Raw genomic sequence first — 24,981 nt, 5'->3', positions numbered from 1 at the left:
AGAGCCCGTCGACCCCGAGGAGGCCCACCTTGTTGGTACTCCTCAGCGCGTTCGCTCTCGTCCCCCTGATTCTCCCGTGGCTCGTCGGCCGCATCGGAGCACGGGCGTTCTATGTCGCGGCACTGCTTCCCGCCGTCGCTTTCGTGCAGGCGGTCTTCGCCGCTCCTGCCGCCTTCTCCGCCAACATTCCCTTCGAGGAATACCGCTGGATTCCCGCCATCGACGTCTCGCTCTCGATGCGGATGGACGTCCTGAGCTGGCTTCTCACCCTCGTGGTGACGGGTGTCGGAGCCCTGGTGATGCTCTACTGCCGCTGGTACTTCCGCGGCAAAACCACCGGCGTCGGGCAGTTCTCGGCGGTCCTCCTCGCCTTCGCCGGCGCGATGTACGGTCTCGTGCTCACCGACGACATCGTCGTGCTGATCATGCTGTGGGAGGTCACGAGTGTCCTGTCGTACCTGCTGATCGGCTACTACCACGGACGCGCGGCAAGCCGCCGTGCCGCACTGCAAGCCTTGCTCGTGACGACGCTCGGCGGCCTGGTCATGCTGATCGGCGTCGTCCTGGTCGTGGTGCAGTCGGGCACCTCGAGCCTGTCGACGATCCTCGCCGACCCGCCCACCGGCACCGTCGTCGACATCGCCGTGCTGCTGCTGCTCGTCGGGGCGCTGAGCAAGTCCGCGATCTTCCCCTTCCACTTCTGGCTCCCCGGCGCGATGGCGGCACCCACGCCCGTGAGTGCGTACCTCCACGCCGCCGCCATGGTCAAAGCCGGCATCTACCTGATCGCGCGCCTGTCGCCGGCCTTCGCCGAGACGCCGTTCTGGCGTCCCACCCTCATCACGCTCGGCGTCTTCACGATGCTGCTCGGCGGCTTCCAGGCGCTGCGCGAACGGGATCTCAAGCGCATCCTCGCCTTCGGTACGGTGAGCCAGCTCGGCTTCCTGACCGTCATGCTCGGGTACGGAACGAGGGATGCCGCTCTCGCCGGCGTCGCGCTCCTGCTCAGCCACGCGCTGTTCAAGTCGTGCCTCTTCCTCGTCGTCGGCGTCATCGACCGCCAGCTCTCCACCCGTGACATCGGCGAACTGTCCGGCCTCGGACGACAGGCGCCGGTCATGGCGACCGCCTCGTTCATCGCGATCGCGTCGATGGCGGGCGTCGCCCCGACCCTCGGCTTCGTCGCGAAAGAGACCGCGCTCAGCGCGCTGCTGCACGAGGCAGAGGCCGGAGCGGGGTGGGGCATCGTCGCCCTGGCCGGCATCGTCGTGGGATCGGCCCTGACCGCGGCCTATGGCATCCGGTTCCTCTGGGGCGCGTACTGGACCAAGCGCGATGTCGAGAAGACGGACTGGCCCGACCCCCCGATGGGCTTCCTCGCCGCACCCGTCCTGCTGGCCGCGGCGTCGCTGACGCTGGGGTTCCTCGCACCGATCGTCGACCACTGGCTCGCGCCGTACGCCGACGGGCTTCCCGAGGCGACACCGGGCGTCGCCGCCCCCGACTATCCCTACCATCTCGCGCTCTGGCACGGACTCGAGCCCGCCCTGTTCATCTCGCTCGGCACGCTCGTCCTGGGTGCGGCGGTGTTCTGGGCCGTGCGCAAGACCCAGCTCCACAAGCGTCGCCGCGTGCTGCCGTTCACCGCCAATGACGCGTACAACGTCGTGCTGCGTGCGATCGACCGCTCGTCCGAGTGGGTGACCGCACGGTTCCAGCGCGGCTCGCTGCCCTTCTACGTCGGGACGATCTTCGTCGTCCTCGTCGTCGCCGAGGGAACGGCGCTGCTCGCGTCGAAGGAGTGGCGCGCCCAGCTCGACGCGTGGCAGTCGCCCGCGCAGCTCATCTCCGCTCCGCTCATGATCGCCGCCGGCATCCTCGCCGTGCGGGCACGGAAGCGGTACACGGGTGTGGCGCTGGTCTCGGTGACGGGGCTCGGCATGGTCGTGCTCTTCGCGACGAGCGGCGCGCCCGACCTCGCCCTCACCCAGGTGCTCATCGAGACCGTGACGCTCGTCGTGTTCGCTCTCGTCCTCCGCCGCCTGCCGGCGCGGATGGGCGAACAGAACGCCTCGGTCGCCCCGATCGCCCGTGCCATCCTCGGCGTCGGCGTGGGTCTGACCATGGCCCTCGTCGCGATCGTCGCGACCGGAGCGCGGCAAGACCTCCCCATCTCGCTCGAATGGCCCCCGCTGGCGTACGAGATCGGTCACGGACGCAATGTCGTCAACGTCGCCCTCGTCGACCTGCGCGGCTGGGACACGATGGGCGAGCTGTCGGTGCTGGTCCTCGCGGCCACGGGCGTGGCATCCCTCGTCTTCATCACCGACCGCAGCGACAACCTCGCCCGCCGCTCGGGCACCGCGCGCGCCCGCGTCGGCCTCGGTCGCCGCCGCCCGCTCGTCGAGACCGGAGAGGGCGTCCGCGCGCAGCGCGTCGGTGAGACCGGCGCTCCGCGGGCGTGGCTGGTCTCGGGCGCGAAGGTGCAGCCCGAGAACCGGTCGATCCTGCTCGAGATCATCGTCCGGGTGCTCTTCCACTCGATCATGATCGTGTCGCTCTATCTGCTGTTCGCCGGACACAACCTGCCCGGGGGCGGCTTCGCGGGTGGCCTCGTGGCGGGGATGGGTCTGGTCATGCGCTACATCGCGGGCGGGCGCTGGGAACTTGGTGCGGCGGCTCCCACCGACGCCGGCCGACTCCTCGGCGCGGGGATGGCGATCGCGGTGCTGTGCGCCGTCGTGCCCCTCTTCTTCGGCTATGCGCCGCTGCAGAGCTTCACGTTCGAAGGAGAGCTGCCGCTCATCGGGCACTGGGAGTTCGTCACCAGCACGATCTTCGACGTCGGCGTCTACCTCGTCGTGATCGGCCTCGTCCTCGATGTCCTGCGGAGCCTCGGCGCCGAAGTGGACCGTCAGTCGCAGCACCCCGAGGACGCGGAGGTGGTCACCCCGTGAGCATCTCGCTGGTTCTGGTCATCATCATGGCCGTGCTCTTCGCGTGCGGCGTGTACGCGATGCTGGAGCGCAGTCTCACGCGCGTCCTCATCGGATTCCTCCTGCTCGGCAACGCCGCCAACCTGCTGCTGCTGATCGTGATGGGTGTTCCGGGGAAGGCACCGTTCTACGACAGCGGAAAGACCGATTCCGCGGAGATGTCCGACGCCCTCCCGCAGGCTCTGACGCTCACCGCCATCGTGATCACGTTCGCGATCTCCGCGTTCCTGCTCGCGCTCATCTACCGTTCGTGGCAGCTGGGCCAGGCCGACACCGTGATCGACGATGCCGACGACGTCGCACTCCGCACGCGCGCCGCCGACGAGCCCGACGACGCGATGGACGAAGAATCCCGCTCCGACGACGAGGACGTCACCACCGACTTCGTCGGCGACGTCGCCTCGCCGATCCGCGTCCTGCACCAGGGCGATCTGTCGCAGCTCGTCGACGACGCCCCGGTCGATCGGGTGGCCGTGCGCCGCACCGACGACGACACCCGCGATACCCAGGATGGTGATCGCCCGTGAGCGCCCTCGTTCCCCTGCTCGTCGCCATCCCGCTCATCGGCGCTGCGATCAACCTCGTCTTCGGCCGTCGCAAGAAGACGCAGATCGCGGTGTCGGTCGCCTCGCTCTCGGCCGTGCTCGTGCTCGGGGCGATCATGCTGGTCGAGGTCGACGCGCACGGTCCTCTCGCCGTCGCGATTGCGGGGTGGGACATCCCGTTCGGCATCGTGCTCTACGTCGATGTGCTCGCAGCCCTCCTCGTGGTCGTCACGAGCATCGTGCTCCTCGCGGTCCTGCTCTTCTCGATCGGCCAGGGCGCGGCCGACAACGACGAGGACACGCCGGTCTCGATCTTCTATCCCGCGTACCTGATCCTCGGCGCGGGCATCTTCAACGCCTTCATCGCGGGCGACCTGTTCAACCTCTACGTCGGTTTCGAGATCCTCCTCGTCGCCTCGTACGTGCTCATCACGCTCGGCGGCACCGAGTCGCGCATCCGCACGGGCGTCGTCTACATTGTCGTCTCGCTGGTGTCGTCGATCCTCTTCCTCGCCGCGATCGGCATGGTCTACGGCGCGCTGGGCACCGTGAACATGGTGCAGATCAGCGAGCGCATGGCACTCCTGCCGCAGGACACGCAGACGATCCTGCACCTGATGCTGCTTCTCGCCTTCGCGATCAAGGCGGCGGTGTTCCCGCTGTCGTTCTGGCTCCCCGACTCGTACCCGACGGCTCCCGCGCCCGTCACGGCCGTGTTCGCCGGCCTGCTCACCAAGGTCGGTGTCTACGCGATCATCCGTACCGAGACGCAGCTGTTCGTCGACAACGACCTGAACTTCCTTCTGATGATGGTGGCGCTGTCGACGATGATCGTCGGCATCCTGGGCGCGGTCGCGCAGGCCGAGCTCAAGCGCATCCTGTCGTTCACGCTCGTCAGCCACATCGGCTACATGATCTTCGGGCTGGCGATCAACACGCCTCTCGCGGTGGGCGCGACGATCTACTACATCGTCCACCACATCATCGTGCAGACGACTCTGTTCCTCGCCGTCGGCCTCATCGAGCGCCGCGCGGGCAGTACGTCGATCCTCAAGGTGAAGGGACTCATGCGGGCGGCCCCGGTGCTCGCGGTGCTGTACTTCATCCCGGCGATCAATCTCGGCGGCCTCCCGCCGTTCTCGGGCTTCATCGGCAAGTACGCCCTCTTCGATGCCGCCGCGCAGGTGGGCACGCCCGTGATGATGGTGCTGATCGTCGGCGGCATCGTCACCTCGATCCTCACCCTCTACGCCCTCATGCGCGCGTGGAACCTGTCGTTCTGGCGTGAGGACGACGACTCGACCGAGACCATGGAGCGCATCGCGTACCTCGGCAACGCGCCCGCCGCGGCGATCTCGACCGAGCGCCGCACGATCCCGAAGATCATGACCCTCGCGACAGTGGGGATGGTCGTCGTCACGGTTGCGCTCACCGTCTTCGCCGGTCCGCTGCTCGACATGTGCCTGCGCGCGGGTGTGACGATCACCGACGGTGTGAGCCTCGTGCAGCTGCAGGAGCAGGGGGGCCAGGGATGAGCCCTTCGCGTCGTTCCCAGGTGTCGTTGTTCCTGCACCAGCTGCCCTTCCTGGTCTGGCTCGTCGCCCTGTGGATGATGCTGTGGGGGCAGTTCACCTGGCTCGCCTTCGTCACCGGCCTCGTCGCCGCCATCGTCGTCACACGCGTCTTCCGCCTCCCGCCTGTCGAGCTGTCGGGCCGCATCAACCTCTGGTACGGCCTGATCTTCGTCGTCACCTTCCTCGGCGCCGTGATCCGGGGTTCGCTCATCGTCGCGTGGCAGGTGCTCGACGTCCGGCGGCAGCCGGGCGCCGCGATCATCGCGGTGCCCCTGCGCGTCGATGACGACGTGATCATGGCCCACACCGCCGTCACGGCATCCCTCATCCCGGGCTCACTCATCGTCGATGTCGACCGCGAGAACCGGACGCTGTACCTGCACACCATCGGCGTCCGCAGTGACGAGGATGCCGAGCACCAGCGCCGCGTCGTGCTCGGGTGGGAGGCCCGCATCACGCGTGCCGTCGGCTCCCGCGAAGAACTGCAGGAGCTGCGCGCGAAGATCGCCGAGTCCGAGGCCGATGCCCACCGCAGCACGGAGTCGCCGAGAGAGGGGAGGACCCCGCTGTGACCACCGCCCTCGTCGTCGTCATCCTGGTCGTTTTCGCCGCCGCGGCCGTGCTGGCGCTCATCCGCCTCGTGATCGGTCCCTCGATCCTCGACCGTGCGGTCGCCGCCGACGTGCTGTTGACCGAGGTGGTCTGCATCCTCGGTGCCGACATGGTGATCAACCACCACACGCGGTCGCTTCCGGCCATGCTCATCATCGCCGCGGTCGGCGTGTTCGGATCGATCGCGGTCGCTCGTTTCGTCGCGCGGAAGGAGAATCCGCGATGACCCTCGAGAGCGTCCTCGACACGATCGCCCTGATCCTCGTGCTGATCGGCGCGATCCTGTGCCTCACCGCGACGATCGGACTGCTGCGCTGGAAAGACGTCCCCACCCGTCTGCACGCGGCGACCAAGCCCCAGGTGCTCGGCGTGCTGCTCATCGTCGTCGCCGTCGAGCTCGCTCTGCGGTCGTGGGAGGCCCTGGCCTTCGGCATCCCGATCGTGCTCATCCAGTTCGCGACGGCGCCGCTCGCGGCGCACATGGTCGGCCGGGCCGCGTACCGCAACCGGACGACCGACGAAGAGAACCTTTACGTCGACGAGCTGAACCACAGCACGGAGTCACCGCAGACGACGCACACCGAGTCGCGGCCCGAGAGCTGAGAGCCGCCCCGCGGCGACGACAGCTCAGGACCGCCCCACGGCGATGGCGTGAGAAACGCTATCTCTGCCCAGACACGCGGCGGCACGGTGTTTCTCGGCAGGATCAGCGTTTATCAGTGGGGGCGCTCAGACGCCGGACCGGCGCACGTCCTCCTGAGCCTGGGGAGAAGGCGTGCCCTCCTCCGGATCGGGGGTCTCGGTGCGGTGGTCGAGCTCGCGCGCCTCGCGCTCCTCGCGGCGACCCTCGGCGAGGAAGGCCAGGCGATTGAGGCACTCGTGATTGCGTGCCACGAGCAGCGGCTTCCACAACACCGACGGCAGAATCGACGCGGCACCGGTCACGGGCTCCTCGGCGATCGTGACCGCGATGCCGTCTGCGTGCGGGCGCACGTCGATACGGATCACTCCGCGGCCCAGGATGCCGGCCTCCGGACGAAGACGCAGGCGTCGGGGAGGATCCCACTCCACGAGCTCGGTCTGGTCGTGGATCATGACGGGCCACACGCCGAGCGAGTGGTGGATGCGCGAGCCCTCCTTCGGCCACTCCTCGTCGACGCCGCGCATCCGTGCCGCGCCGACGACCCACACGGGATAGAGCCAGCCGTCCGACAGCACCGCGAAGAGGTCGTCGGGCGTACAGCGCATGAGGCGGGTGTTGCGGGCGGCCATGGCATCCCTCCGGTCGGCGTGTCTCGACTCTAGAGGGCGGGTGGGGAGGGGGTCTCGGGCCTTGACGCGCGGGGCGCGGAGCGGCGCGACGGAGGGAGGGCGAGGGACGAGCGGAGGAGGGATGCCGCGTGTCGGCCCTCCGCTCGTCCCCGACCCTCAGCTCGTCACCGCCGGTGAGATCACCTGAGGCGTCAGCCGCGTGGGCGCGGTTCTCTCAGCAGCACTCCTTCGTGTGACCGCAGCCGCAGGCTGGTGCGGAGGTCGAGCACGCGGATGCCGCGGCAGGTGCGGGAACGTCGAGAGTGGGGTTCTGGTCGAAGAATCCGTGAGGCACGAGGGAGAAGCCTGTGCTGTCCACCGGCATGATGGGCCAGTCCTCCGTGCGCGGAAAGTGGGTCAACCCGAAAGTGTGCCAGAGCACGATGTCGTGCCCATCGATATCGGCATCCCGTTCGATCCACCGGTCGATTGCGCCGTACCCGTCGTTCTGGTTGACCAGTTCCCCGGAGGGGAATCGCTCGCGAGGGGAGTACCGGGTCACCCAGAGATCGTGTGTCGTGAACGCGGCGCGCCGGGCGATGGACGACCCCGCATCGGCGAGCAGACTCGGCTGGCCCTCGGGGCGCAGCGTGTACCCGACCGGCTTACCGACGATGTTCGTCACGTCGGGATTCACGACGTGCCAGACGCGACCGCGCTTGCCGTCGGCATCCCTCACCCCCTCCTTCTCGCTCCGCAGCCTGCGGGTGGAGAGCGTGAAGCCGTTACCGTGCGGGTTCTCCGCCGACACGGGCACCCGCTGCGCCTCGAGCTCGTCGACCGCGTTGCGCGTGCCGTCGAGAGTCACGTCGAGACGCGCCGAGAAGAGGTGCTGGTGGTAGGGAGCGCCGATACCCGGGGCGATCTGCGATGCCCAGGGGTAGTCGCTTCCGTCGGGCTGCGCGCCCGGGTACGCGGAAGCGAAGACGACGCCGGTGGCCTTGCATTCCAGTTCTATGCGCCCGTCGAGGTACAGGTACCAGGAGAAGCCGTAGTCGTAGTTGCCGACGGTGATGAAGAAGGAAACGACCAGCCGGCGATTGCGGCGGGTGTCGGTCGAGTGGTAGTACTCGTCGGTGTGCTTCCAGAGGATCGACGCATCCTCCTCGTGCAGGCAGATGGCGTTGCGGATGGTCTGCGCTCGCCCGTCTGTCGCCGCGATCGTCGCGTCGAAGTAGTGGATCTCACCGAGGCAGTCGCATCCCAGCGCCAGCGAGTTCGCCGACTTGCCGAGTGAATACTCGCCCGCGTCGAAGTAGTTCTGCCAGAAGCGCACCGGACTCGGATCGCCGTACGGAACCACCATCTCCGCGATCGACGCGCGGTACATGATCGATCGATGGCGCTCGCCGTCGGTGAACCCGATCTCGTGCAGCGTGAGGCCCTCGACCTGGTTGAAGCCGATGCGAAAGCGCCACTTCTCCCACTCCACGACGTCGCCGTCGACGTGAAAGCTCGGGCCCTCGGGCTGTGTGATGACGATCGGCTTCTGCGTCGTCCGCGGTGCGGGGAGGCCGTCGGCGCGATGGAAGTTGTACGGAGTTCTCGGCACCTCGAACACGCGATCGTCGATGAGCTTCAGCACCTCGCCGGTCACGAGATCGACGTAGGCCACCACGCCGTCGATGGGGTGCGCCCAGGCGTTGTCGTCCTGTTCGAGCTGAAGAAAAGACAGGCAGCGGACGATACGGCGTCCGTCCTCATCGGCGAAACCGAAACGTCCCGCGGACAGTGCCGAGATGCGCACGAGCGAGACGTCATCGATCTCGCGCCGCGCCATCGCGGCCACCCACCCGTCGTGACGACGCAACAGCTCCTCGATGCGATCGAACTCTTCGAGCACGATGGGTGGTTGTCCCTCCGTGACGACGTCGACTGTCCGTCGCGAGACGATCCGCCCGGCCGTGACATCCACGACCACCTCGGTGACGGTACCGTCGCGGCGATCCATCAGCACACTGCCCACGAGACGTTCGCAGACAGTGCCGTCGAGAACGGCCGCCTTGTCGGGCTCGATGAGGTTCACGAGCATGAACGCTGTCGCTTCATGGTCGAATCCCGTGTCCAGCAGGACGGAGCGATTGATCTCGATCTCTGCCGCGCTCAGACGGTCGAGGGGGTGCGTCATGGTCAGGTTCCTGTCACTCGGGAAGTCAGCGCCCGGCGAACCAGGTCGTCTTCAGGGTGGTGTAGTTGTCGAAGGCGTGGAGCGAGAGGTCTCGACCGAAGCCGGACCGTTTACGCCCGCCGAAAGGCGTCGTCACATCGAGTGCGTCGACGGTGTTGACCGAGACCGTGCCGACCTGGAGCGCTCGTGCGACGCGCAGGGCACGATGGACGCTGTCGGTGAACACGGATGCCGCCAGCCCGTAGGGACTGTCATTGGCCAGGCGCACGGCCTGGGCCTCGTCGTCGAACGGCACGATCGCCAGGACAGGCCCGAACACCTCCTCGCGCCAGAGCTCGGAGTCGGTGGGCACGTCGGCGAACACCGTGGGTTCCAGGAAGGCACCGGCTGCCCCCGCGACGACGTCGCCTCCTGCGATCAGGTGCGCCGTCGCTCGGGCGCGGTCGACGAATCCGCGGACGCGGTCGAGATGACGCCCGCTTACGAGAGGCCCCATTCCGGTGCGCGGATCGAGAGGGTCCCCGACGGTCAACGCTCGCGCACGAGCGGCGATGCGGTCGGAGAGCTCTGCAACCACCGGCCGCTCGACGAGGAGGCGTGAGGTGGCCGAGCAGACTTGGCCGCTGCATGTGAAGATTCCGGCGGCGGCGAAGTCGGCCACGGCGTCGAGATCGGTTGCGTCGGCGAAGACGATGTTCGCGCTCTTGCCGCCGCACTCCAACCACACGGCCTTGCCGTTGGAACGGCCCGCGTATTCCAGGAACTTCTTGCCGACCTCGGTCGAACCGGTGAAGGCGATCACGTCGACGTCGTCGTGCATTCCCAGGGCCTGGCCCGCCTCGTGGCCGAAGCCCGGAACGACGTTGAGCACTCCCGAGGGGAGGCCGGCGGCGGCGGCGAGCTCCGCGAGACGCAGCGCCGACAGCGGTGTGTCCTCGGCGGGCTTGAGCACCACGCTGTTTCCCGCTGCCAAGGCCGGAGCGATCTTCCAGATCGCGGTTTCGAGCGGATAGTTCCAGGGGACGACGGCCCCCACGACCCCGACCGGCTCGCGCGTGACGATCGCGAGATCCGTCCCCGCAGTCGGCGCGACCTCGCCGTAGACCTTGTCGATGGCCTCGGCGTACCACCGGAGGATGGCGGCGCTGCCGGGTGCGTCGATGGTCGACGTATCGGCGATGCGCTTCCCGCCGTCGAGCGAGTCGAGCAGGGCGAGTTCGTCGGTGGCGCCCTCGATCGCGTCGGCGACGGCGAACAGGATCCGCTTGCGTTCCCGCGGTGCTGCGCGCGACCAGCTCCCGGCGTCGAAGGCGCGTCGGGCGGCGAGGACGGCTCGATCGACCTCTCGTGGACCGCAACGGGCGACGTGCGCCAGCACCGCGCCCGTGGCGGGATTGACGGTTTCGAAGGTGGCGCCGTCGGCGGCGTCGACGAACTCGCCGTCGATCCATGCTCGCGTGCGCGGCTCGATCGTCGAGGCCAGACGGATCCAGTCATCGTGCGTGCGCATCAGGCTCCTCGGGTGTGTGCGGCGTGGGGTGGGAGACAAGGGCGTCGACGACGGTCTGCGCCAGCAGTGTCGCGCCGTCGATCGCCGCGCGATCTCCGGCGGGGCTGATCGTCGCGGCGGCGAACGCCGCCTGGTGGTTGACCGCCGGGGCGGATCCGATGCTCAGGTAAGGGTGGATCGAGCGGACGCGCAGGGAGACGTTGCCCATGTCGGTGGACGCCATGTTCATCCCCGCGGGACGCAGCTCTTCGGCATCCATGTCCCGCCCTCGTTGCGCAGCGCGGGCCGCGAAGAGCCGCGCGAGCTCGGTGTCGTTGCGGAACTCCGAGTACCGCGGGCTCGTCTCGTCGATGTCGAGCGTGCATCCGGTGGCGAGCGCGCCCGCTTCGAAGCACGCAGTCACGCGACGAAAGGCCGCGTCGAGTTCCTCGAGCGTTTCAGCGCGGACGTACCAGTTGCCGCGTGCCGACCCCGGGATGGCGTTCGGTGCGGTTCCTGCCGTGCGCACGATGCCGTGCACACGGACCGAGGTGGGAAGTTGCTGGCGCAGCAGCCCGATGGCGACCTGCGCCACCGTGAAGGCGTCGGCCGCGTTGATCCCGAGCGTGGGGTACGCCGACGCATGCGATTCCCGGCCGGTGAAGACGACGTCGAAGTGCGCGACGGCGAGGGGGCGAGCCCACAGGGCATCGGCGGGTCCGGGGTGGATCATCACGGCGAGGTCGACCCCGTCGAAGATGCCGGCATCGAGGAGGTGGATCTTGCCGCCGCCGCCCTCCTCGGCGGGCGTTCCGATCACCATGATCGTTGCGTCGAGCTCGTCCGCGAGCGGGATGAGGGCTGCGGCGGCTCCGACGGCGGCGGCGGCGATGATGTTGTGCCCGCATGCGTGCCCCAGTCCGGGCAGCGCGTCGTACTCGGCGATCAGGGCGACGGTCCGCGAGCCACGCCCCGCGCGCGCGACGAAGGCGGTGTCGAGGCCACCTGCCCCGCGTTCGACGCTCATGGCGAGGCCATACAGGCGTTCGATGAGCAGAGCGACGGAGCGGTGCTCGTGCCACGCTGTCTCGGGGTCCGCATGCAGCGCGTGACTGACCTCGAGGATGAGATCGCGGTGACGCAGCACGGTCTGCGCCGCGAGCTGCGCGAGTTCCTCACTCATCGCCGGGAACCCCATACGAGGGAGCCGAAGCGGGGGCGACGGCCCGTGTCAGGTAATCGTTCTTCTGCGGCATCCACAGGGAGAGAAGACGACGCAGTTCGCGGACGGGATCGTCGTGGTCGTCGACACGGAGGTCGCTCACGCGCCAGGATGCGCCTTCGACGACGGCAAGACCGGCGGATCGGAGTGGACCCGCTTCGCCCCCCGCCGCGGCGGCGGCTTCGAGCGCCGTCATGAGACGTTCCTCCAGCGTGCCCGCGGCCGTGGTGAAAGCGATGACCATCTCGTTCAGCACCGCGTCGCTCGCGAGGAGGTTTCCCGCGGCGACGCACCCGTCACCCGTCTGCGCTCCGTGGATGCCGAGCGCGAGCGGACCGGAATGAACGGCGACGCGGCCGTGGCGGTCGACCGCGGTGACTTGCCGATAGGCCGCGAACGGGTCGGCGGACAGGGCATCAGCGACTGCGGCATCCGGGGTTCGCTCTTTCGCGAGAAGGTCGAGGACCGCACTCCCGAGCGCAGGATTCGTCACGTTCTGCGACGCGACCGCACCGACTCCGGCGCGCAGGTGGGAGCATCGGGAGGCCACGGCGGGGCTCGACGAGGAGATGACCAGACCGAACGCACCGTCGAGATGCGCCGCCAACGACAACGTCACAGCGTCACCTCGTGATCGTCGGCGGGATCGCTGATGACGGCGGTGGCGTCGATTTCTACGAGCCACTCCGGGCGGGCCAGGGCATCGACGACGAGCCCGGTCGATACGGGGTAGACGCCCTTCATCCAACGCCCCATGACCCGGTAGACCGGTTCGCGATAGCGGATGTCGGTGAGGTAGACGACGACCTTCACGATGTCGTCGAGACGAGAGCCGGCCTCGCGCAGCAGCATGTCGATGTTCGCCATCGCCTGCTCCGTCTGGGCCTCGACGTCGCCGATGCCGATGCTTTCGCGCGAGTCGAGGTCTTGTCCGATCTGGCCTCGAAGGTACACGACACCCCCGGCGACGACAGCTTGGCAGAGGTCGTTGTCGAGGTGCTGCTCGGGGTAGGTCAGCCGTGTGTTGAACGGCCGGATGCGAGTGTGCGCGGTCATCGGGCGATCTCCGAGTCGAAGGAAGGGGTGAAGGCGGTCTCGTCGGTGGGTCGGTAGTCGGCGTACATCCGTTGAACGGCGATGTGGTCGCTCACGTGCTTGGCGTCGTGCCAGACGCCCCAGATGAAGCTCGAACCGCGCCGAGACTGCCACGGCAGGCCGAGGTAGTAGATGCCCGGCTCGGCGGAGACACCGCGCCGGTGCGCGGGCCGACCGTCGTCGTCGACCGCTCCGTCGGGCAGCCATCGGTAGTCCGAGGCGAAGCCCGTCGCCCACACGACCGAGGTGACGCCCGCTTCTCGCAGGTCGAGGGTGCGCAGGGGGTGACGCATCTCGTCCGGGTCGGGACCGAACTGGCGTGCGTCGGGCTCCTCTGGCAGATCGAGTCCGATCCGCTCGGCGTAGGCGTCGGCTTCGTCGAGCAGATCGAGGTAGTTCGCGTCGCCCGCTGCGATGTTGCGCGCCAGATCGTCACCGAACTGCACGATTCCGTCCTGATACGCGTTCGTCCGGCCGACGAGGGTCACTCCTGCCGCGGCCAGCGAGCGGAAGTCCACGGTGTGCCCGCCGTCGGCGCCGCTGACGGCGATGGTGACGTGGTCCGCTCCGCGCGGAGGGGTAGCGGCATCCCATTTGTCCAGCACGCCCAGCCACCAGACGAAATCACGCCCCCGGTAGCGACGGGGGGGCCGGTCGTGGGGGCCGACTGAGAGGTACACCTGCCGGCCCGATCTCTGCAGTTCGGCGGCGATCTGCACGCCCGAGCTGCCCGCGCCCACCACGAGCGTCGCGCCAGCGGGGAGGAGGTCCGGCCGGCGGTATCCCGAGGAATGCACCTGCACGACGTCGGCGTCCGCGGGAAGCACGGGCGGGATGACCGGGGTCTGGAACGCTCCGGTCGCCGCCACGACGTATCGCGCTCGGTACACCCCGTCCGACGTGTCGAGAAGAAAACCGGGCTCGCCGGCGATACGTCGAACGGAGTGCACCTCGACGCCGCACCGCACGGGCGCGGCGAACTTCTCGGCGTACGCGCGCATGTACTCGGCGACCTGATCCTTGGTGGCGAACTCGTCCGGCGCGACGTCGGAGAACTCCATACCCGGGAATCGGTCGTGCCAGGCCGGTCCGTTCGCGACGAGGGAGTCCCAGCGTTCCGACCGCCAGCGTTCGGCGATGCGACCTCGCTCGAGCACGAGATGACGCAGACCGGCGCGCGTGAGGTGCTCGCTCATCGCGACACCCGCTTGACCGGCTCCGACGACGATCACCTCCACGTCACGGTCGTCGGGAACGGTGCTCGTCTGCGGGATGGATGACATGGCGCGGCGCTTTCGTTCGGGAGAGAAGTCCCCCCGAGTCTGTGAAGACACGCGATGTCCATGCAAATAGTGGACGACGGTGGTCATCATCTAAAATTGAGATGCAAGCCGCAGAGAAACTTCTGTGAAACACATCGGAAATGTGAAACATGCGTCCTCCCGCCAAGCCCGATATCTCACTGGCCCAACTTCGCTACTTCGTGGTCGCCGCGGAGCAGGGGAGTATGACGTGGGCCGCCGACGAGCTCTTCATCGCACAATCCGCGATCTCGACCGCGATCGCCAACCTCGAGAAGACGCTCGGTGCCCAGCTACTGATCCGTCGCCGGGCGAAAGGTCTTCAGCTGACGCCCGCGGGGATCGAACTGCTCCAGCGCAGCCGTGGCATCCTGGCGGCCGTCGACGACGCCGTCCAGGCGTTGCGCCCCGAGAACACGTCGGGGCGGGTGAGCGTCGGGTGCTTCCGCACAATGGCACCGTTCTATCTGCCCGATATCGTCAGTGCCCTCGAAGCCAGCCATCCCGAACTTCAGCTCGACGTCATCGAGCTGCTGGCCGACGGGGTGAACGACGCGCTCCGGGAGCAGTCCATCGAGATCGCGCTCACGTACGATCTGGGGCTGGCCGCCGACGTGGACCGGACGGTGTTGTCCTCGGTGCCCTTGTACGTCGCGGTGGGCGCGCAGCATCCGCTGGCCTCGCGCTCTCACGTACGTTTGGCCGAACTCGTGGACGAACCCATGGTGCTGCTGGACCTGCCGGTGAGCCGGGACTACTTCTTGAAGGCGTTCACCGACCAGGGTCTGCGACCGTCCGTGCGCTATCGCTTCGCGAACTTCGAGGGTGTCCGTGCGATGGTGGCGAGCGGTCACGGCTTCACGCTGCTCAATCAGCAGCCCAAGTTGAGCTACACCTACTCCGGCGGCGAGCTGCATCGGCTCGCCATCGTGGAGCCGACGAGGCCCCTCGACATCGTGCTGGCCCGACGTTCTTCGGTCCCTCTCACGCGCAAGGCGAGTCTGTTCGCCGCGGAGGCGCGCCGCGCCGTGGACTCCGTCCTTCACGGCCGCGTCACGGAGCCGGCTTCATAGACGACGTGTCCGGACACGACCGTACGGCGCACGCGCGCGGCACCGAGACCGGCTACGTCCCGCACGTCGCGGTCGATCCACACCAGGTCGGCGAGGAGCCCCTCGCGGAGGGCACCCGTCACGTGCTCGCACCGATTGATCCATGCCGCCGCGGACAGATAGGCGTCCAGTGCCGTGCCGAGCGAGAGAGCCTGCTCGGCGAGAAGAGGTGTCGTGAACACGTCATCGCCGATCGCATGCGGATCCTCCGGTACGCCGGTGCGGGTGACGGCGGTGCGTACCGACCACAAGGGATTGGGATCGGTGACCGGCCAGTCGCTCCCGCCGACGATACGGCCACCGGCGCCCGCGATCGCGGCGAAGGGGAAGTGCCGATGCTCGCGATGCCTGCCGAGGAGGGCCAGCTTGCGGGTCACGATCTCCTCATCCCTGCGGGCCCAGATGGCCGTCACGTTCGCGCTCGCGTCGAGTTCGGCGAACCGGGGGATGTCGGCGTCGTCCACGATGTCGAGGTGAGCGATGTGATGCCGGTGCGGGGACGCGCCACGGCGCTGCCGGACGATCGCGAGGGCGTCCAGGCAACTGCGGACGGCACCGTCGCCGACCGCGTGGAAGTGGATCTGGAAGCCGGCCGCGTCCAGAGCCACGCTCAGTTCGTCGAGATCCTCCTGAGGGATGAACTGCACTCCGCGATCGTGGGAGTGTCCCTCGAACGGGTCCAGCATGGCGGCCGTCCGATTCTCGACCATGCCGTCGACCATCACCTTCACGGTTCCACCGTCGATGCGACCGCCACGTGCGAGGCGGTCGCGCGTCGCACACAGGTCCTCGATCTGCTCGAGGCCCCGTTCGCGATCCCACCAGAGGGCGGCGATGACCCGGGCGGTCAGGAGGCCGCGTGAAGCGGCCTCCTCGTATGCGGGCAGCGCGTCGGGCCCGATGTCCGAAGCGCCGACGGCCGCATCTTGCCAGGTGGTGACGCCGACGGAGTGCAGACGCCGCTGAGCGGCGAGCAGGGCGGCGACGAGGGTCTCGGCATCCGGTTCGGGCAGGAGGGGGGTCACCAGTCCCACGGCCGCCTCCACCAGCATGCCGGTGGGTGCTCCGCCCGAGTCACGGAAGATCCGTCCGCCGTCGGGGTCAGGCGTTCGGGCGTCGATACCGGCGGCAGCGAGGGCGGCGCTGTTGACCCACACGCCGTGCGCGTCGTGACTGTAGAGGACCACGGGGCGATCGGCGACGACGGCGTCGAGGTCGGCCACGGAGGGGAAGCCGCCGGGGAAGACATCTCCGAACCACCCGCCACCGCGCAGGACCGCGGTGTCGGGATGGGCGCGGGCGAACTGCTCCACCAGGTGGAGGTATTCCTGACGGGAGTGGGCCGGCGTCAGGTCGATCCCGAGAAGCTGCAGCCCGGCCAGGACCGGGTGCACGTGGGCATCCTGGAACCCCGGCAGGAGGGTGCCTCCCTCGAGGTCCACCACTTCGTCGGCGGAGGGTGCAGGCGCTTCGGCCGCGAGAACGCGGCGGATGCGCTCGCCGTCGACGAGGAGGTGTCCCGCTCGGGCGACTCCTCCTCCGAGATAGAGCAAGCCATTCGTGTACAGCGTGGTGGTCATGGTGACACTCCGGTCGTATCGGGACCCCTCACTGTTTGGGGTGCACATTTCACATTTGTAACGGAGATATTTCCTTCGAATTGCATCTCTTTTTTTGATGAACGAGGACACGTTCTGCTATTTGCGAAGACCGGTTTCCGCTCCCGATGCTGGTCGAAACGCCCGACACCGTCTTTGGAAGGACACCCATGTTCCGCTCCACTCGTTTCCCGCGCGCACTCGCCGCCGTCGGGTTCGCCGCGGCCGCCGCGGTCGCACTCGCCGCCTGCTCCGGCCCCACTTCTGCCTCATCCGACGGCACGTCCGACGAGACCGTCGGAATGGCCATTCAGCCGTGGCTCGGCTACGGACCCTGGTACATCGCCCAAGAGAAGGGCTACTTCCGGGATCAGGGCGTCGACGTCAAGATCACGAACTTCTCGAACGACGCCGACATGAGCGCCGCCTTCGCATCCCATCGGGTGCAGGTCGCCAATGTCGCGAGCCACAGTGCCCTGAAGCTGAAGGAGCAGGGTCTCGACATCTCCATCGTGCTGCTGCTGGATGCCTCTCTGACCGCCGATGCGATCCTCTCCGACGGGGGAATCACCAAGGTCGCCGATCTCGCAGGCCAGCGCGTTGCATTCGAGGAGGGCTCGGTGAGCAACCTCCTTCTCGGCTACGCGCTCGATCAGTCGGGCCTGAGTCTCTCCGACATCACGCCCGTCCCGATGGATCCGTCGGAAGCGGCCACCGCCCTCGTGGGCGGCAGTGTTCCGGTCGCCGTCACCTACGAGCCCTACATCTCCGAAGCGCAGCAGGCCAGCGGGGCCCTCGAGAAGATCTTCACAGCCGGCGAGAAGCCGGGCCTCATCAGCGATGTCCTCGTCGTGGACAACGGCTACCTCAAAGACCATCCCGACGCTGTCCAGAAGGTCGTGAATGCCTGGGGTCCGGCGGTGAGCTACTACGAGAGCAATGCCGCCGACGCCCGCTCCATCATCGCGACGAACGTGGGCAGCGACGTCGAGGCCCTCACGAGTGCGTTCGACGGCGTCGAGTTCTTCCCCCTCGACGACAACAAGACGCGACTGGTGGGCGACTACGCGACGTCGGTTCTGCCCACCGTGCAGGACATCGCGATGCAGATCGGCCTGTTGAAGGGTGACACCGATCTCGCGGAGCTCATCGACTCCACCTTCGTCGAGAATGCGCCGTGACGCGGGAATCCGCGTGGAGTCGACTCCCATGACGACCCTCTCCTCCGCGACCTCCGTCGCGCGTCGTCCGCCTGCGACGAAGTCCGCCCGGTCCGTCGGAGGCGTGCCACTCTCACGCCGTCAGTACCTCATCACCGCCGTCATCGGCTTCGCCACCCTGCTCGCGCTGTGGACCGCTGTGTCCATGTCCGGGATCGTGAGCGCTCTCTTCCTGCCCTCGCCGGTCGCTGTGGTCGATCGACTCATCGAGCAGTCCGCCAACGGCGAACTGTGGTCCGACATCGGCGTGAGCACCTACCGGGTCATGCTGGGCTTCCTCGCCAGCACGGTCTTGGCCGTGCCGATCGGTCTGCTCTGCGGGTCGTTCGTGCGTGTGGAAGCGGCGGTCGAACCCATCATCGACTTCATCCGCTACATGCCGGTGGTGGCCTTCGTGCCGCTGACGATCCTCTGGGTGGGAACCGATGACTCGCAGAAGTTCCTCATCATCTTCCTCGGCACGTTCTTCCAGCAGGTGCTGCTCTTCTCCGATGCGGTCCGTCGGGTCCCGGTGTCGTATCGAAACCTCGGGGCGACGCTCGGATTGACGCGTGCGCAGATCCTCGTCCGAATCGTGTTGCCCTCCGCCCTTCCACGGATCTGGGACGCCCTGCGAATCAGCCTGGGGTGGGCGTGGACCTGGCTCGTGGTCGCGGAGCTCGTGGCCGCGACCTCGGGGATGGGCTATCGCATCACGCAGGCGCAGCGGTTCCTCGAGACCGACCTCATCATCGGTTACGTCATCATCCTCGGCCTGCTCGGTCTCGTCTTCGACCAGATCATGCGCACACTCGGCCGTCGTTTCTTCCGTTATCTGAAGGGTCGTTCGTGATGTCCGTCTCCGCCGTTCTCTCTCCGAAAGTCCGTCTCGAGCACGTCGACAAGAGTTTCGGTGACGTCCACGCCCTCAGCGACGTGTCGTTGACACTGGGAGATCGGGAGTTCGTCTCGGTCGTCGGGGCGTCCGGATGCGGCAAGAGCACTCTCCTGTCGATCATCGCCGGTCTCGAGGCGGCGACCAGCGGCGAGGCGTCCATTCAGGACGTCCCGATCTCCGGACCGGGCCGTGATCGTGGAGTCGTCTTCCAATCGGCGACCCTTCTGCCCTGGCTCACGGCCATCGACAATGTCGTGTTCGCCCTCCGGGGCGAGCGGGGTATGGGCCGCCGGGAGCGCTTCGACCGCGCGCGCGATGTCCTCTCGCAGGTGGGCCTTTCGGGTTTCGAGGACGCGTATCCCGCCCAGCTCTCCGGAGGGATGCAGCAGCGCGTCGCCCTGGCTCGCTCGCTCGCCTACGGCCCGGAGGTCCTCCTCATGGACGAGCCGTTCGGAGCGCTCGATGCCCTCACGCGTCGCACCATGCAGGAACTGCTGACCACGGTGTGGGAGCGCAACCGCATGACCGTGATGCTCATCACCCACGACATCGAGGAGGCGGTCTTCCTGTCCGATCGTGTCGTAGCGATGACTCCACGCCCCGGTCGTGTGCGTGCGGAGTTCGACATCGAGCTCCCGCGCCCGCGCACCCCCGACGTGATCGGCAGCCCCGAGTTCCATCGCTACTACACGGACATCCTCGGTCTCATCCACCATGGATGACGTTTACGACTACGTGGTCGTCGGAGGCGGCACCGCCGGGTGCATTCTCGCCGCCCGCCTCAGCGAGGACTTGTCCGTCTCGGTGTGTCTGATCGAAGCCGGGCCGAGCGATGAGCACGAGCCGCGCGCGGGCGCGATCCGGAGATGGGCCGAAATGCTGGAGGGGGAGTACGACCGCGACTATCGCAGCGTGCCCCAAGAGCGCGGCAATTCGGCGATCCGGCAGGCGCGGCTGCGCATTCTCGGTGGATGCTCGACGGGAAACACGATGATCACGTGGCGACCCTTGCGCGGTGACGTCGAGGAGTGGGCCGCGATGGGCGTCGAGGGATGGGATTACGACACGCTCTCGTCCGCCTACGACCGCATCGTCGGTCCCATCACTCCCGTGGCGGCTGCCGATCGAAACGCCGACGTCGCAGACGCCGTGGAGGCGGCGGCATCCGCACTCGGGCTGACGCGGCGCGAGACGTGGAACGACAGCGAGTTCACGGAGGGCGCAGGATTCTTCGAGATCGGCTACGACCCCGAGACGAATCTGCGCTCATCCACCTCGAGGAGCTACCTCCACGGGGTGGAGCGGCCGAACCTGACGCTGATGCTGAACGGCGCGGCCGATCGAGTGCTCTTCGACGGCGGTCGCGCGGTGGGCGTCGTCGTCGGAGTACGCCGTGTCGGCGCTCGTCGCGACATCATCCTCAGTTGCGGCGCGATCGACACCCCTGCGCTTCTCATGCGCTCGGGGATCGGTCCGGCCGCGGTCCTCGAAGAGGCCGGTATCGCGGTGAGAGTGGACCTTCCCGGTGTGGGGGAGAATCTGCAGGACCACGCCGAGGGGCTCATCGTCTGGGAGACGAAACGTCCGCGAAGCGGGGTCTGTGCGACGGGGTGGGACGCCGGCTACGTGTGCCGCGTTGACGCAGACAGCACCGTCCCTGACATCTCGACCCACATCCCGGTCGAGTCGTGGACCGTCCACGCCGAGGATCACGGCGCGGTCATTCCCCCGAACAACGTCTCCTTCGCGCCCAACGTCGCCAAGCCCCGAAGTCGCGGGAGGGTGTGGATCACCTCCCCCGACCCGGAGGCCGCTCCGATGATCGACTACCGGGCCTTCACCGATGCGGAGGGGAGAGATGAACGGATGCTGATCGAAGGTGTCCGGCGTGCGCGCGCTGTCGCCCAGCAGGAGCCCTTCGCGTCGCATGTGCTCCGAGAAGTGTTCCCCGGCCCGCAGGTGACGAGCGAGGACGACCTCGGAGCGATTCTGCGGGCGACTCACCAGACGGTGTACCACGTGTCGTGCACATGCCGGATGGGAGCTCGCGACGATCCCTTCGCCGTGGTCGACAGTCAGCTTCGCGTTCGAGGCGTAGACGGATTGCGCGTCGTCGACGCTTCGGTCCTCCCCACGGTCACCGCGCTCAACCCCGTGGGAACGGTCATGGCGATCGCGGAGCATGCTGTCGATGTGCTGCGTGCGACGTCGCGCGATGACAGGTTCTGAGGGTCGTCTTCGTCCGGTCGGGCGTCATCGCGCGGCGATCCTCGGAGTCGCTGTGCATCACGGCGTGATGGGCGGGGCGATGGTCCCGTGCCTCCTGCCGGCCCCTTCCCGGGGCCTGCACCTTGTTGCACTTCTCGTTCTCCTCGGACTGAGCGGATGGCACGCGCGGTCCGCGCGTCGTCACCCGACGCGGCTGGGTCTGCTCTTCGATACGTGCGTCATGGTGGTCCTGACCCTCGCATCGCTCACCGCCCACGACGCAGGTGCCGTCCCCGGGCATGGTGCCGGGTCTCACGGGCCTGGTCCGGACGTCATGACGGCCGTCGCCGTCGTCGGGTGGGTCGCTCTGCGCCTCGCGTGCTGGCGTTCCACCGCGAAGATCGAGGGAGCCCGACGTTCGGTGGCGGCGGCGACCGTCATGGTCGTCCTCATGATCGTCGTCGCCACCGCTCCGGCGCGAGGGTGACGTCAGCCGATCAGGCTCGGCTGCAGGTCGCGCAGGGTGCGGTGGTGCGTCATCCGCGTCACCCCCAGGGCGGCCAGCGCCACCCCGCCGAGCATCCACGCGCCCAGCACCAGCAGGTCGGGCCCGACGCGTGAGACGTCTCCGCCGTACATGACCTGGCGCATGGCATCCACCACGTATCCCATCGGCAGCACGTGGTGCAGGGCCGCGAGAGGTGCGGGCAGCGTCTGCCACGGGAAGGTTCCGCCGGCCGTCACGAGCTGCAGCACCATCAGGACGAGTCCGAGGAACTGTCCCACCGAGCCGAGCCAGACGTTCAGGGCCAACACGATCGCCGCGTACGTCGCCGAGGCGAACAACAGGATGCCGAGGGCCGCCCACGGATTCGCGAACGAGAACTGCAGCGCGATGGCGAGCACCGTGAACAGCCCCACCATCTGGAGGGCTCCGAGTCCCGCGGGGGTCAGCCAGCCCGCCAGCGTCACCCGGACGGGCGAGCGCAGCGCCGTGATCGCGCGCTTGGACACGGGCTTCACGATGAGGAACAGCGCGTAGATCCCGATCCAGCCGGCGAGGGCGGCGAAGAAGGGGGCCAGGCCGGCGCCGTAGTTCTGCGCCTTGGTGACAGCGCTCGTCCCGACCGCGACGGGATCGCTGATGGCCGCGGCCTGCGCCTTGCGTGTCGCGTCGTCGGAGTCGGGGATCTGCTGCACGCCCGACGCGAGGCCGTCGCGCAGCTGCGTCGCGCCGGTCTGGAGCTGGCCGATGCCGCTGTCGAGCTGGCTCGCCCCGTCGCGGAGCTGCGCCGAGCCGTCTCGCACTTGCGCGGCTCCGGATGCCGCCGTCGCGGCGCCGTCGGCCAGAGTCGAGGCTCCGTTTGCCAGGGTGTCCGCACCGCTGGCCACCGAGGCGCTGCCGTCGGCGACCTGGCGTGCGCCGTCGTCGAGCTGGTTGATCTGGCCGACCGTGCTCTGGACCTTCTCGTTCGCTGCGGTGAGGCGGTCTCCGACGGTGTCGAGGCGCGCGAGGATCTCGGCTTGACGCTCCGGACTCACATGTGCAGCCTCGAGAGCCGAGACGATGTCGGCGCGGGCCTCGGGCAGGCGCGCTGCCGCATCCTGGGCGATCGACCCGACCTCCCGGGCCGCGGAGTCGATACGGTCCACTCCGCCGGCGACCTGCTGGGCGCCGTCGGCCACGCGGGCGGAGCCGTCGCGCAGCTGGGCGCTGCCGTCGCGCAGCTGATTCGCGCCGCTCGACAGCTGCGCCGTACCGTCCGCCAGCTGCGCCGAGCCGTCGGCGAGGGTCGCCGAACCGCTCGCGAGCTGGGACGACCCGTTCTTCGCGGTGCCGAGACCGTCGACGAGCTGCGTCGCCCCGTTCGTGGCATCCACCAGGCTGACCCGGATCGTGTGCAGGGCGTCGAGAAGCGACAGCCCCGCCTCGTCGACGACCTTCTTCGCCACCGACGCCTGGATGCGCGCCACGGCCTGCGTACCGATCGTGGATGCGAGGTAGTTGTTCGCGTCGTTCGTACGCAGCTCGATATCGGCCTGACGCGGAGAATCGCTCGAGAGGGATGCCACCGCCTCGGTGAAGTCCGCCGGGAGCGTCACGATGAAGTCGAAGTCGCCCGCCGAGAGGCCGGCGTCGGCCGCGTCGGAGGACACCCGATGCCACTCGAAGGTGTCGCTGTCGAGAAGCTGCTCGGCTGCTTCGTCGCCGAGATTGCGCTGCTGGCCGTTGACCTGGGCGCCCTGATCGTCGACGACGAGGGCGACGGGGACGCTCGAGAGGTTGCCGTACGGGTCCTGGTTCGCCCAGAGGTACAGCCCGCCGTAGAGGATGGGGACGCACAGCAGGGCGATGAGCGCGATCACCGACATGCGCGTCGAAGTGAGGCGACGCAGCTCGGCGGTGATCATCTGCGGGATCTTCATCGCGCCTCCTCCTCGGCGGGGGTGGTGTCGAGTGCGTCGGCGGCTTCGAGCGCCGACTGCGATGCCTGGCCCGCGATGACGAGCACGGCGTACCCGCGCTCGGCGAACTCGCGAGCGATGCGCCACCACGCGGCCGGCTCGCCGCCGTGCCTGTCGGGCGCCACGAGCACGAGGCCGTCGACGTCTTTGCGCAGCGCGGCGAGTTCGAGCAGGAGGCGGATGCGATCGGTCGGCTCGACGTTGCCGATCGGCAGACCGGCGAGCGTGTCGAGGCCGATCCCCTCGAGCCACCGCGCCGCAGCGAAGGGCGTGGGCGCGTGTCCGGCGAACATCAGCTCCTCGGCGACGACGCCCGTGACGGTGACGTTCGGTTCGGGCTCGGACACGACGGGGGCGTCGACCAAGGCGACGCGGCGGCGGATGGCCTTCGCATCCGTCCGTCCGTCGATCATGACCTCGCCGCTGTCGATCTTCATGCGACCGGATGCCACGAGGCCCAGCACCGTGGGGCGCTGCTCGGTCTCGGCGAGGGCCAGGGTCGCCCGGCCGGTCTCGAACGAGGTGGAGGTCGGGGGGAGGACGCGTTCGGCCCGGCCCTTCGCAACCTCGGACAGGACGATTCTCACTGCTTCTCCAGTTCGGGGTGCTCGGCGAGGATCGCCTGCGCCTCGGTCCAGGAAAGCCCGGCGATGCCCAGCACGGCGCGCACGGCGATCGAGCGTGCCGTGGATGCGCCGGCGTCCACGCGGCTGACGACCGTGCGGCCCGTCTCTTCGAGCAGGCGTGACAGGGTCGGTGCGGGCAGGTCGGTGCGGAGCTCCCCGGCTTCCTGCCCGCGGCGGACGATCTGGTCGATCCGGCGGCGCAGCGGCGCGAGGGCCGCGGAGGTTTCGGGGAGGTGCGCGTCGTCGAGGGCGAGGGCGGCGGCGGCCTGCACGTAGGCGGCTTCGGCCCAGAGCTCGGATGCCAGGCGCGCGAGCGCCACGCGGGAGTCGGTGTCGTCAACGCGGTCGGCAATCGCGTTGAAGCGGACGGCTCCTGCGGCGATGACCTCGCGGATGATGGCGTTGCGGTCGTCGAAGTGGCCGTACAGGGCGCGGCGCGAGAGGCCGGCGCGGCGCGCGATCGCGTCGATCGAGACGCGGGGGTCGTGGCCGATCGCGGCGGTCGCCGCGTCGAGGATGCCGGCGCGGTTCTCGACGGCGTCGCGGCGGGTGGGTGTGCTCACGAGCGTCCACTGTACATCGAAAGTGCACGAGTGTGTGC

General features: G+C 68.3%; 23 protein-coding genes. 12 read left to right on the top strand and 11 right to left on the bottom strand.

The window, feature by feature from the left end; translation table 11 throughout:
- Positions 1-29 precede the first annotated feature (29 nt).
- The 6 genes from QE388_RS05715 to mnhG are packed head-to-tail and all read left to right on the top strand — an operon-like array spanning position 30 to position 6,330.
- Positions 30-2,957: a Na+/H+ antiporter subunit A gene (locus QE388_RS05715; RefSeq protein ID WP_307383761.1), complete on the top strand. Its 2,928-nt coding sequence runs from the start codon at positions 30-32 to the stop codon at positions 2,955-2,957.
- Positions 2,954-3,523 carry a Na(+)/H(+) antiporter subunit C gene (locus QE388_RS05710; RefSeq protein ID WP_307383760.1) on the top strand — a complete coding sequence of 190 codons (570 nt, stop codon included), beginning with the start codon at positions 2,954-2,956 and terminating at the stop codon, positions 3,521-3,523. Before QE388_RS05715 ends, QE388_RS05710 begins: the two co-directional genes overlap by 4 nt.
- Entirely contained in the window at positions 3,520-5,076 is a 1,557-nt protein-coding gene (locus QE388_RS05705) for a Na+/H+ antiporter subunit D (RefSeq protein ID WP_307383758.1), read from the top strand. The genes QE388_RS05710 and QE388_RS05705 overlap by 4 nt, the downstream gene beginning before the upstream one ends.
- Positions 5,073-5,687 (top strand): Na+/H+ antiporter subunit E, encoded by a 615-nt coding sequence (locus tag QE388_RS05700; protein ID WP_275799642.1) that lies wholly within the window; start codon positions 5,073-5,075, stop codon positions 5,685-5,687. The genes QE388_RS05705 and QE388_RS05700 overlap by 4 nt, the downstream gene beginning before the upstream one ends.
- Positions 5,684-5,953 (top strand): monovalent cation/H+ antiporter complex subunit F, encoded by a 270-nt coding sequence (locus QE388_RS05695; protein ID WP_275799644.1) that lies wholly within the window; start codon positions 5,684-5,686, stop codon positions 5,951-5,953. Before QE388_RS05700 ends, QE388_RS05695 begins: the two co-directional genes overlap by 4 nt.
- A complete protein-coding gene (gene mnhG / locus QE388_RS05690; protein WP_275799646.1) occupies positions 5,950-6,330 on the top strand; it encodes a monovalent cation/H(+) antiporter subunit G in 381 nt (126 codons plus the stop codon). The genes QE388_RS05695 and mnhG overlap by 4 nt, the downstream gene beginning before the upstream one ends.
- Positions 6,331-6,456: 126 nt before the next feature.
- On the opposite strand, the gene QE388_RS05685 is transcribed toward mnhG, so the two are convergent.
- The 7 genes from QE388_RS05685 to QE388_RS05655 all read right to left on the bottom strand — a co-directional run bounded on the left by QE388_RS05685 (position 6,457) and on the right by QE388_RS05655 (position 14,255).
- Positions 6,457-6,999: an SRPBCC family protein gene (locus QE388_RS05685; protein WP_307383753.1), complete on the bottom strand. Its 543-nt coding sequence runs from the start codon at positions 6,997-6,999 to the stop codon at positions 6,457-6,459.
- Between the two features lie 214 nt (positions 7,000-7,213).
- Positions 7,214-9,166, bottom strand: a complete 1,953-nt coding sequence (locus QE388_RS05680) for a primary-amine oxidase (RefSeq protein ID WP_275799650.1) — start codon at positions 9,164-9,166, stop codon at positions 7,214-7,216.
- Positions 9,167-9,191: 25 nt separating this feature from the next.
- Entirely contained in the window at positions 9,192-10,676 is a 1,485-nt protein-coding gene (locus tag QE388_RS05675; RefSeq protein ID WP_307383751.1) for an aldehyde dehydrogenase family protein, read from the bottom strand.
- Positions 10,660-11,838 carry an amidohydrolase gene (locus QE388_RS05670; protein ID WP_275799654.1) on the bottom strand — a complete coding sequence of 393 codons (1,179 nt, stop codon included), beginning with the start codon at positions 11,836-11,838 and terminating at the stop codon, positions 10,660-10,662. The genes QE388_RS05675 and QE388_RS05670 overlap by 17 nt, the downstream gene beginning before the upstream one ends.
- Positions 11,831-12,496, bottom strand: a complete 666-nt coding sequence (locus tag QE388_RS05665; protein WP_275799655.1) for a DUF1028 domain-containing protein — start codon at positions 12,494-12,496, stop codon at positions 11,831-11,833. Before QE388_RS05665 ends, QE388_RS05670 begins: the two co-directional genes overlap by 8 nt.
- Entirely contained in the window at positions 12,493-12,933 is a 441-nt protein-coding gene (locus tag QE388_RS05660) for a RidA family protein (RefSeq protein WP_275799657.1), read from the bottom strand. The genes QE388_RS05665 and QE388_RS05660 overlap by 4 nt, the downstream gene beginning before the upstream one ends.
- Positions 12,930-14,255 carry an NAD(P)/FAD-dependent oxidoreductase gene (locus QE388_RS05655; RefSeq protein WP_275799658.1) on the bottom strand — a complete coding sequence of 442 codons (1,326 nt, stop codon included), beginning with the start codon at positions 14,253-14,255 and terminating at the stop codon, positions 12,930-12,932. The genes QE388_RS05660 and QE388_RS05655 overlap by 4 nt, the downstream gene beginning before the upstream one ends.
- Before the next feature lie 149 nt (positions 14,256-14,404).
- On the opposite strand from QE388_RS05655, the gene QE388_RS05650 reads away from it, so the two are divergent.
- Positions 14,405-15,346, top strand: a complete 942-nt coding sequence (locus QE388_RS05650; protein ID WP_275799660.1) for a LysR family transcriptional regulator — start codon at positions 14,405-14,407, stop codon at positions 15,344-15,346.
- Here QE388_RS05650 and QE388_RS05645 read toward each other — a convergent pair.
- Positions 15,316-16,965, bottom strand: a complete 1,650-nt coding sequence (locus QE388_RS05645; RefSeq protein WP_307383742.1) for an amidohydrolase — start codon at positions 16,963-16,965, stop codon at positions 15,316-15,318. The two genes, QE388_RS05650 and QE388_RS05645, sit on opposite strands and share 31 nt — an antisense overlap.
- Before the next feature lie 188 nt (positions 16,966-17,153).
- On the opposite strand from QE388_RS05645, the gene QE388_RS05640 reads away from it, so the two are divergent.
- From QE388_RS05640 to QE388_RS05620, 5 genes are all read left to right on the top strand, one after another.
- Entirely contained in the window at positions 17,154-18,164 is a 1,011-nt protein-coding gene (locus QE388_RS05640; RefSeq protein ID WP_275798087.1) for an ABC transporter substrate-binding protein, read from the top strand.
- Between the two features lie 103 nt (positions 18,165-18,267).
- Positions 18,268-19,035, top strand: a complete 768-nt coding sequence (locus QE388_RS05635) for an ABC transporter permease (protein WP_307383738.1) — start codon at positions 18,268-18,270, stop codon at positions 19,033-19,035.
- On the top strand, positions 19,035-19,802 hold the full coding sequence (locus tag QE388_RS05630) for an ABC transporter ATP-binding protein (protein WP_275798091.1): 768 nt from the start codon (positions 19,035-19,037) through the stop codon (positions 19,800-19,802). Before QE388_RS05635 ends, QE388_RS05630 begins: the two co-directional genes overlap by 1 nt.
- Positions 19,795-21,309 (top strand): GMC family oxidoreductase, encoded by a 1,515-nt coding sequence (locus tag QE388_RS05625; protein ID WP_307383735.1) that lies wholly within the window; start codon positions 19,795-19,797, stop codon positions 21,307-21,309. The genes QE388_RS05630 and QE388_RS05625 overlap by 8 nt, the downstream gene beginning before the upstream one ends.
- On the top strand, positions 21,296-21,775 hold the full coding sequence (locus tag QE388_RS05620) for a hypothetical protein (protein WP_307383732.1): 480 nt from the start codon (positions 21,296-21,298) through the stop codon (positions 21,773-21,775). Before QE388_RS05625 ends, QE388_RS05620 begins: the two co-directional genes overlap by 14 nt.
- A gap of 2 nt (positions 21,776-21,777) precedes the next feature.
- Here QE388_RS05620 and QE388_RS05615 read toward each other — a convergent pair whose 3' ends face one another.
- Genes QE388_RS05615 through QE388_RS05605 form a run of 3 tightly spaced genes read right to left on the bottom strand, consistent with a single transcriptional unit; the run spans position 21,778 to position 24,943 of the window.
- Positions 21,778-23,715, bottom strand: coding sequence for a YhgE/Pip domain-containing protein (locus QE388_RS05615; protein WP_307383730.1), 1,938 nt, complete (start codon positions 23,713-23,715; stop codon positions 21,778-21,780).
- Entirely contained in the window at positions 23,712-24,341 is a 630-nt protein-coding gene (locus QE388_RS05610; RefSeq protein ID WP_307383726.1) for a hypothetical protein, read from the bottom strand. Before QE388_RS05610 ends, QE388_RS05615 begins: the two co-directional genes overlap by 4 nt.
- Positions 24,338-24,943, bottom strand: coding sequence for a TetR/AcrR family transcriptional regulator (locus tag QE388_RS05605; RefSeq protein ID WP_307383723.1), 606 nt, complete (start codon positions 24,941-24,943; stop codon positions 24,338-24,340). The genes QE388_RS05610 and QE388_RS05605 overlap by 4 nt, the downstream gene beginning before the upstream one ends.
- Positions 24,944-24,981 lie beyond the last annotated feature (38 nt).

This window comes from Microbacterium sp. SORGH_AS_0969 (assembly GCF_030818255.1).
GTDB lineage: Bacteria > Actinomycetota > Actinomycetes > Actinomycetales > Microbacteriaceae > Microbacterium.
Note: the sequence above shows the minus strand (reverse complement) of the source record. Positions and strands in the feature narration are given on the sequence as shown.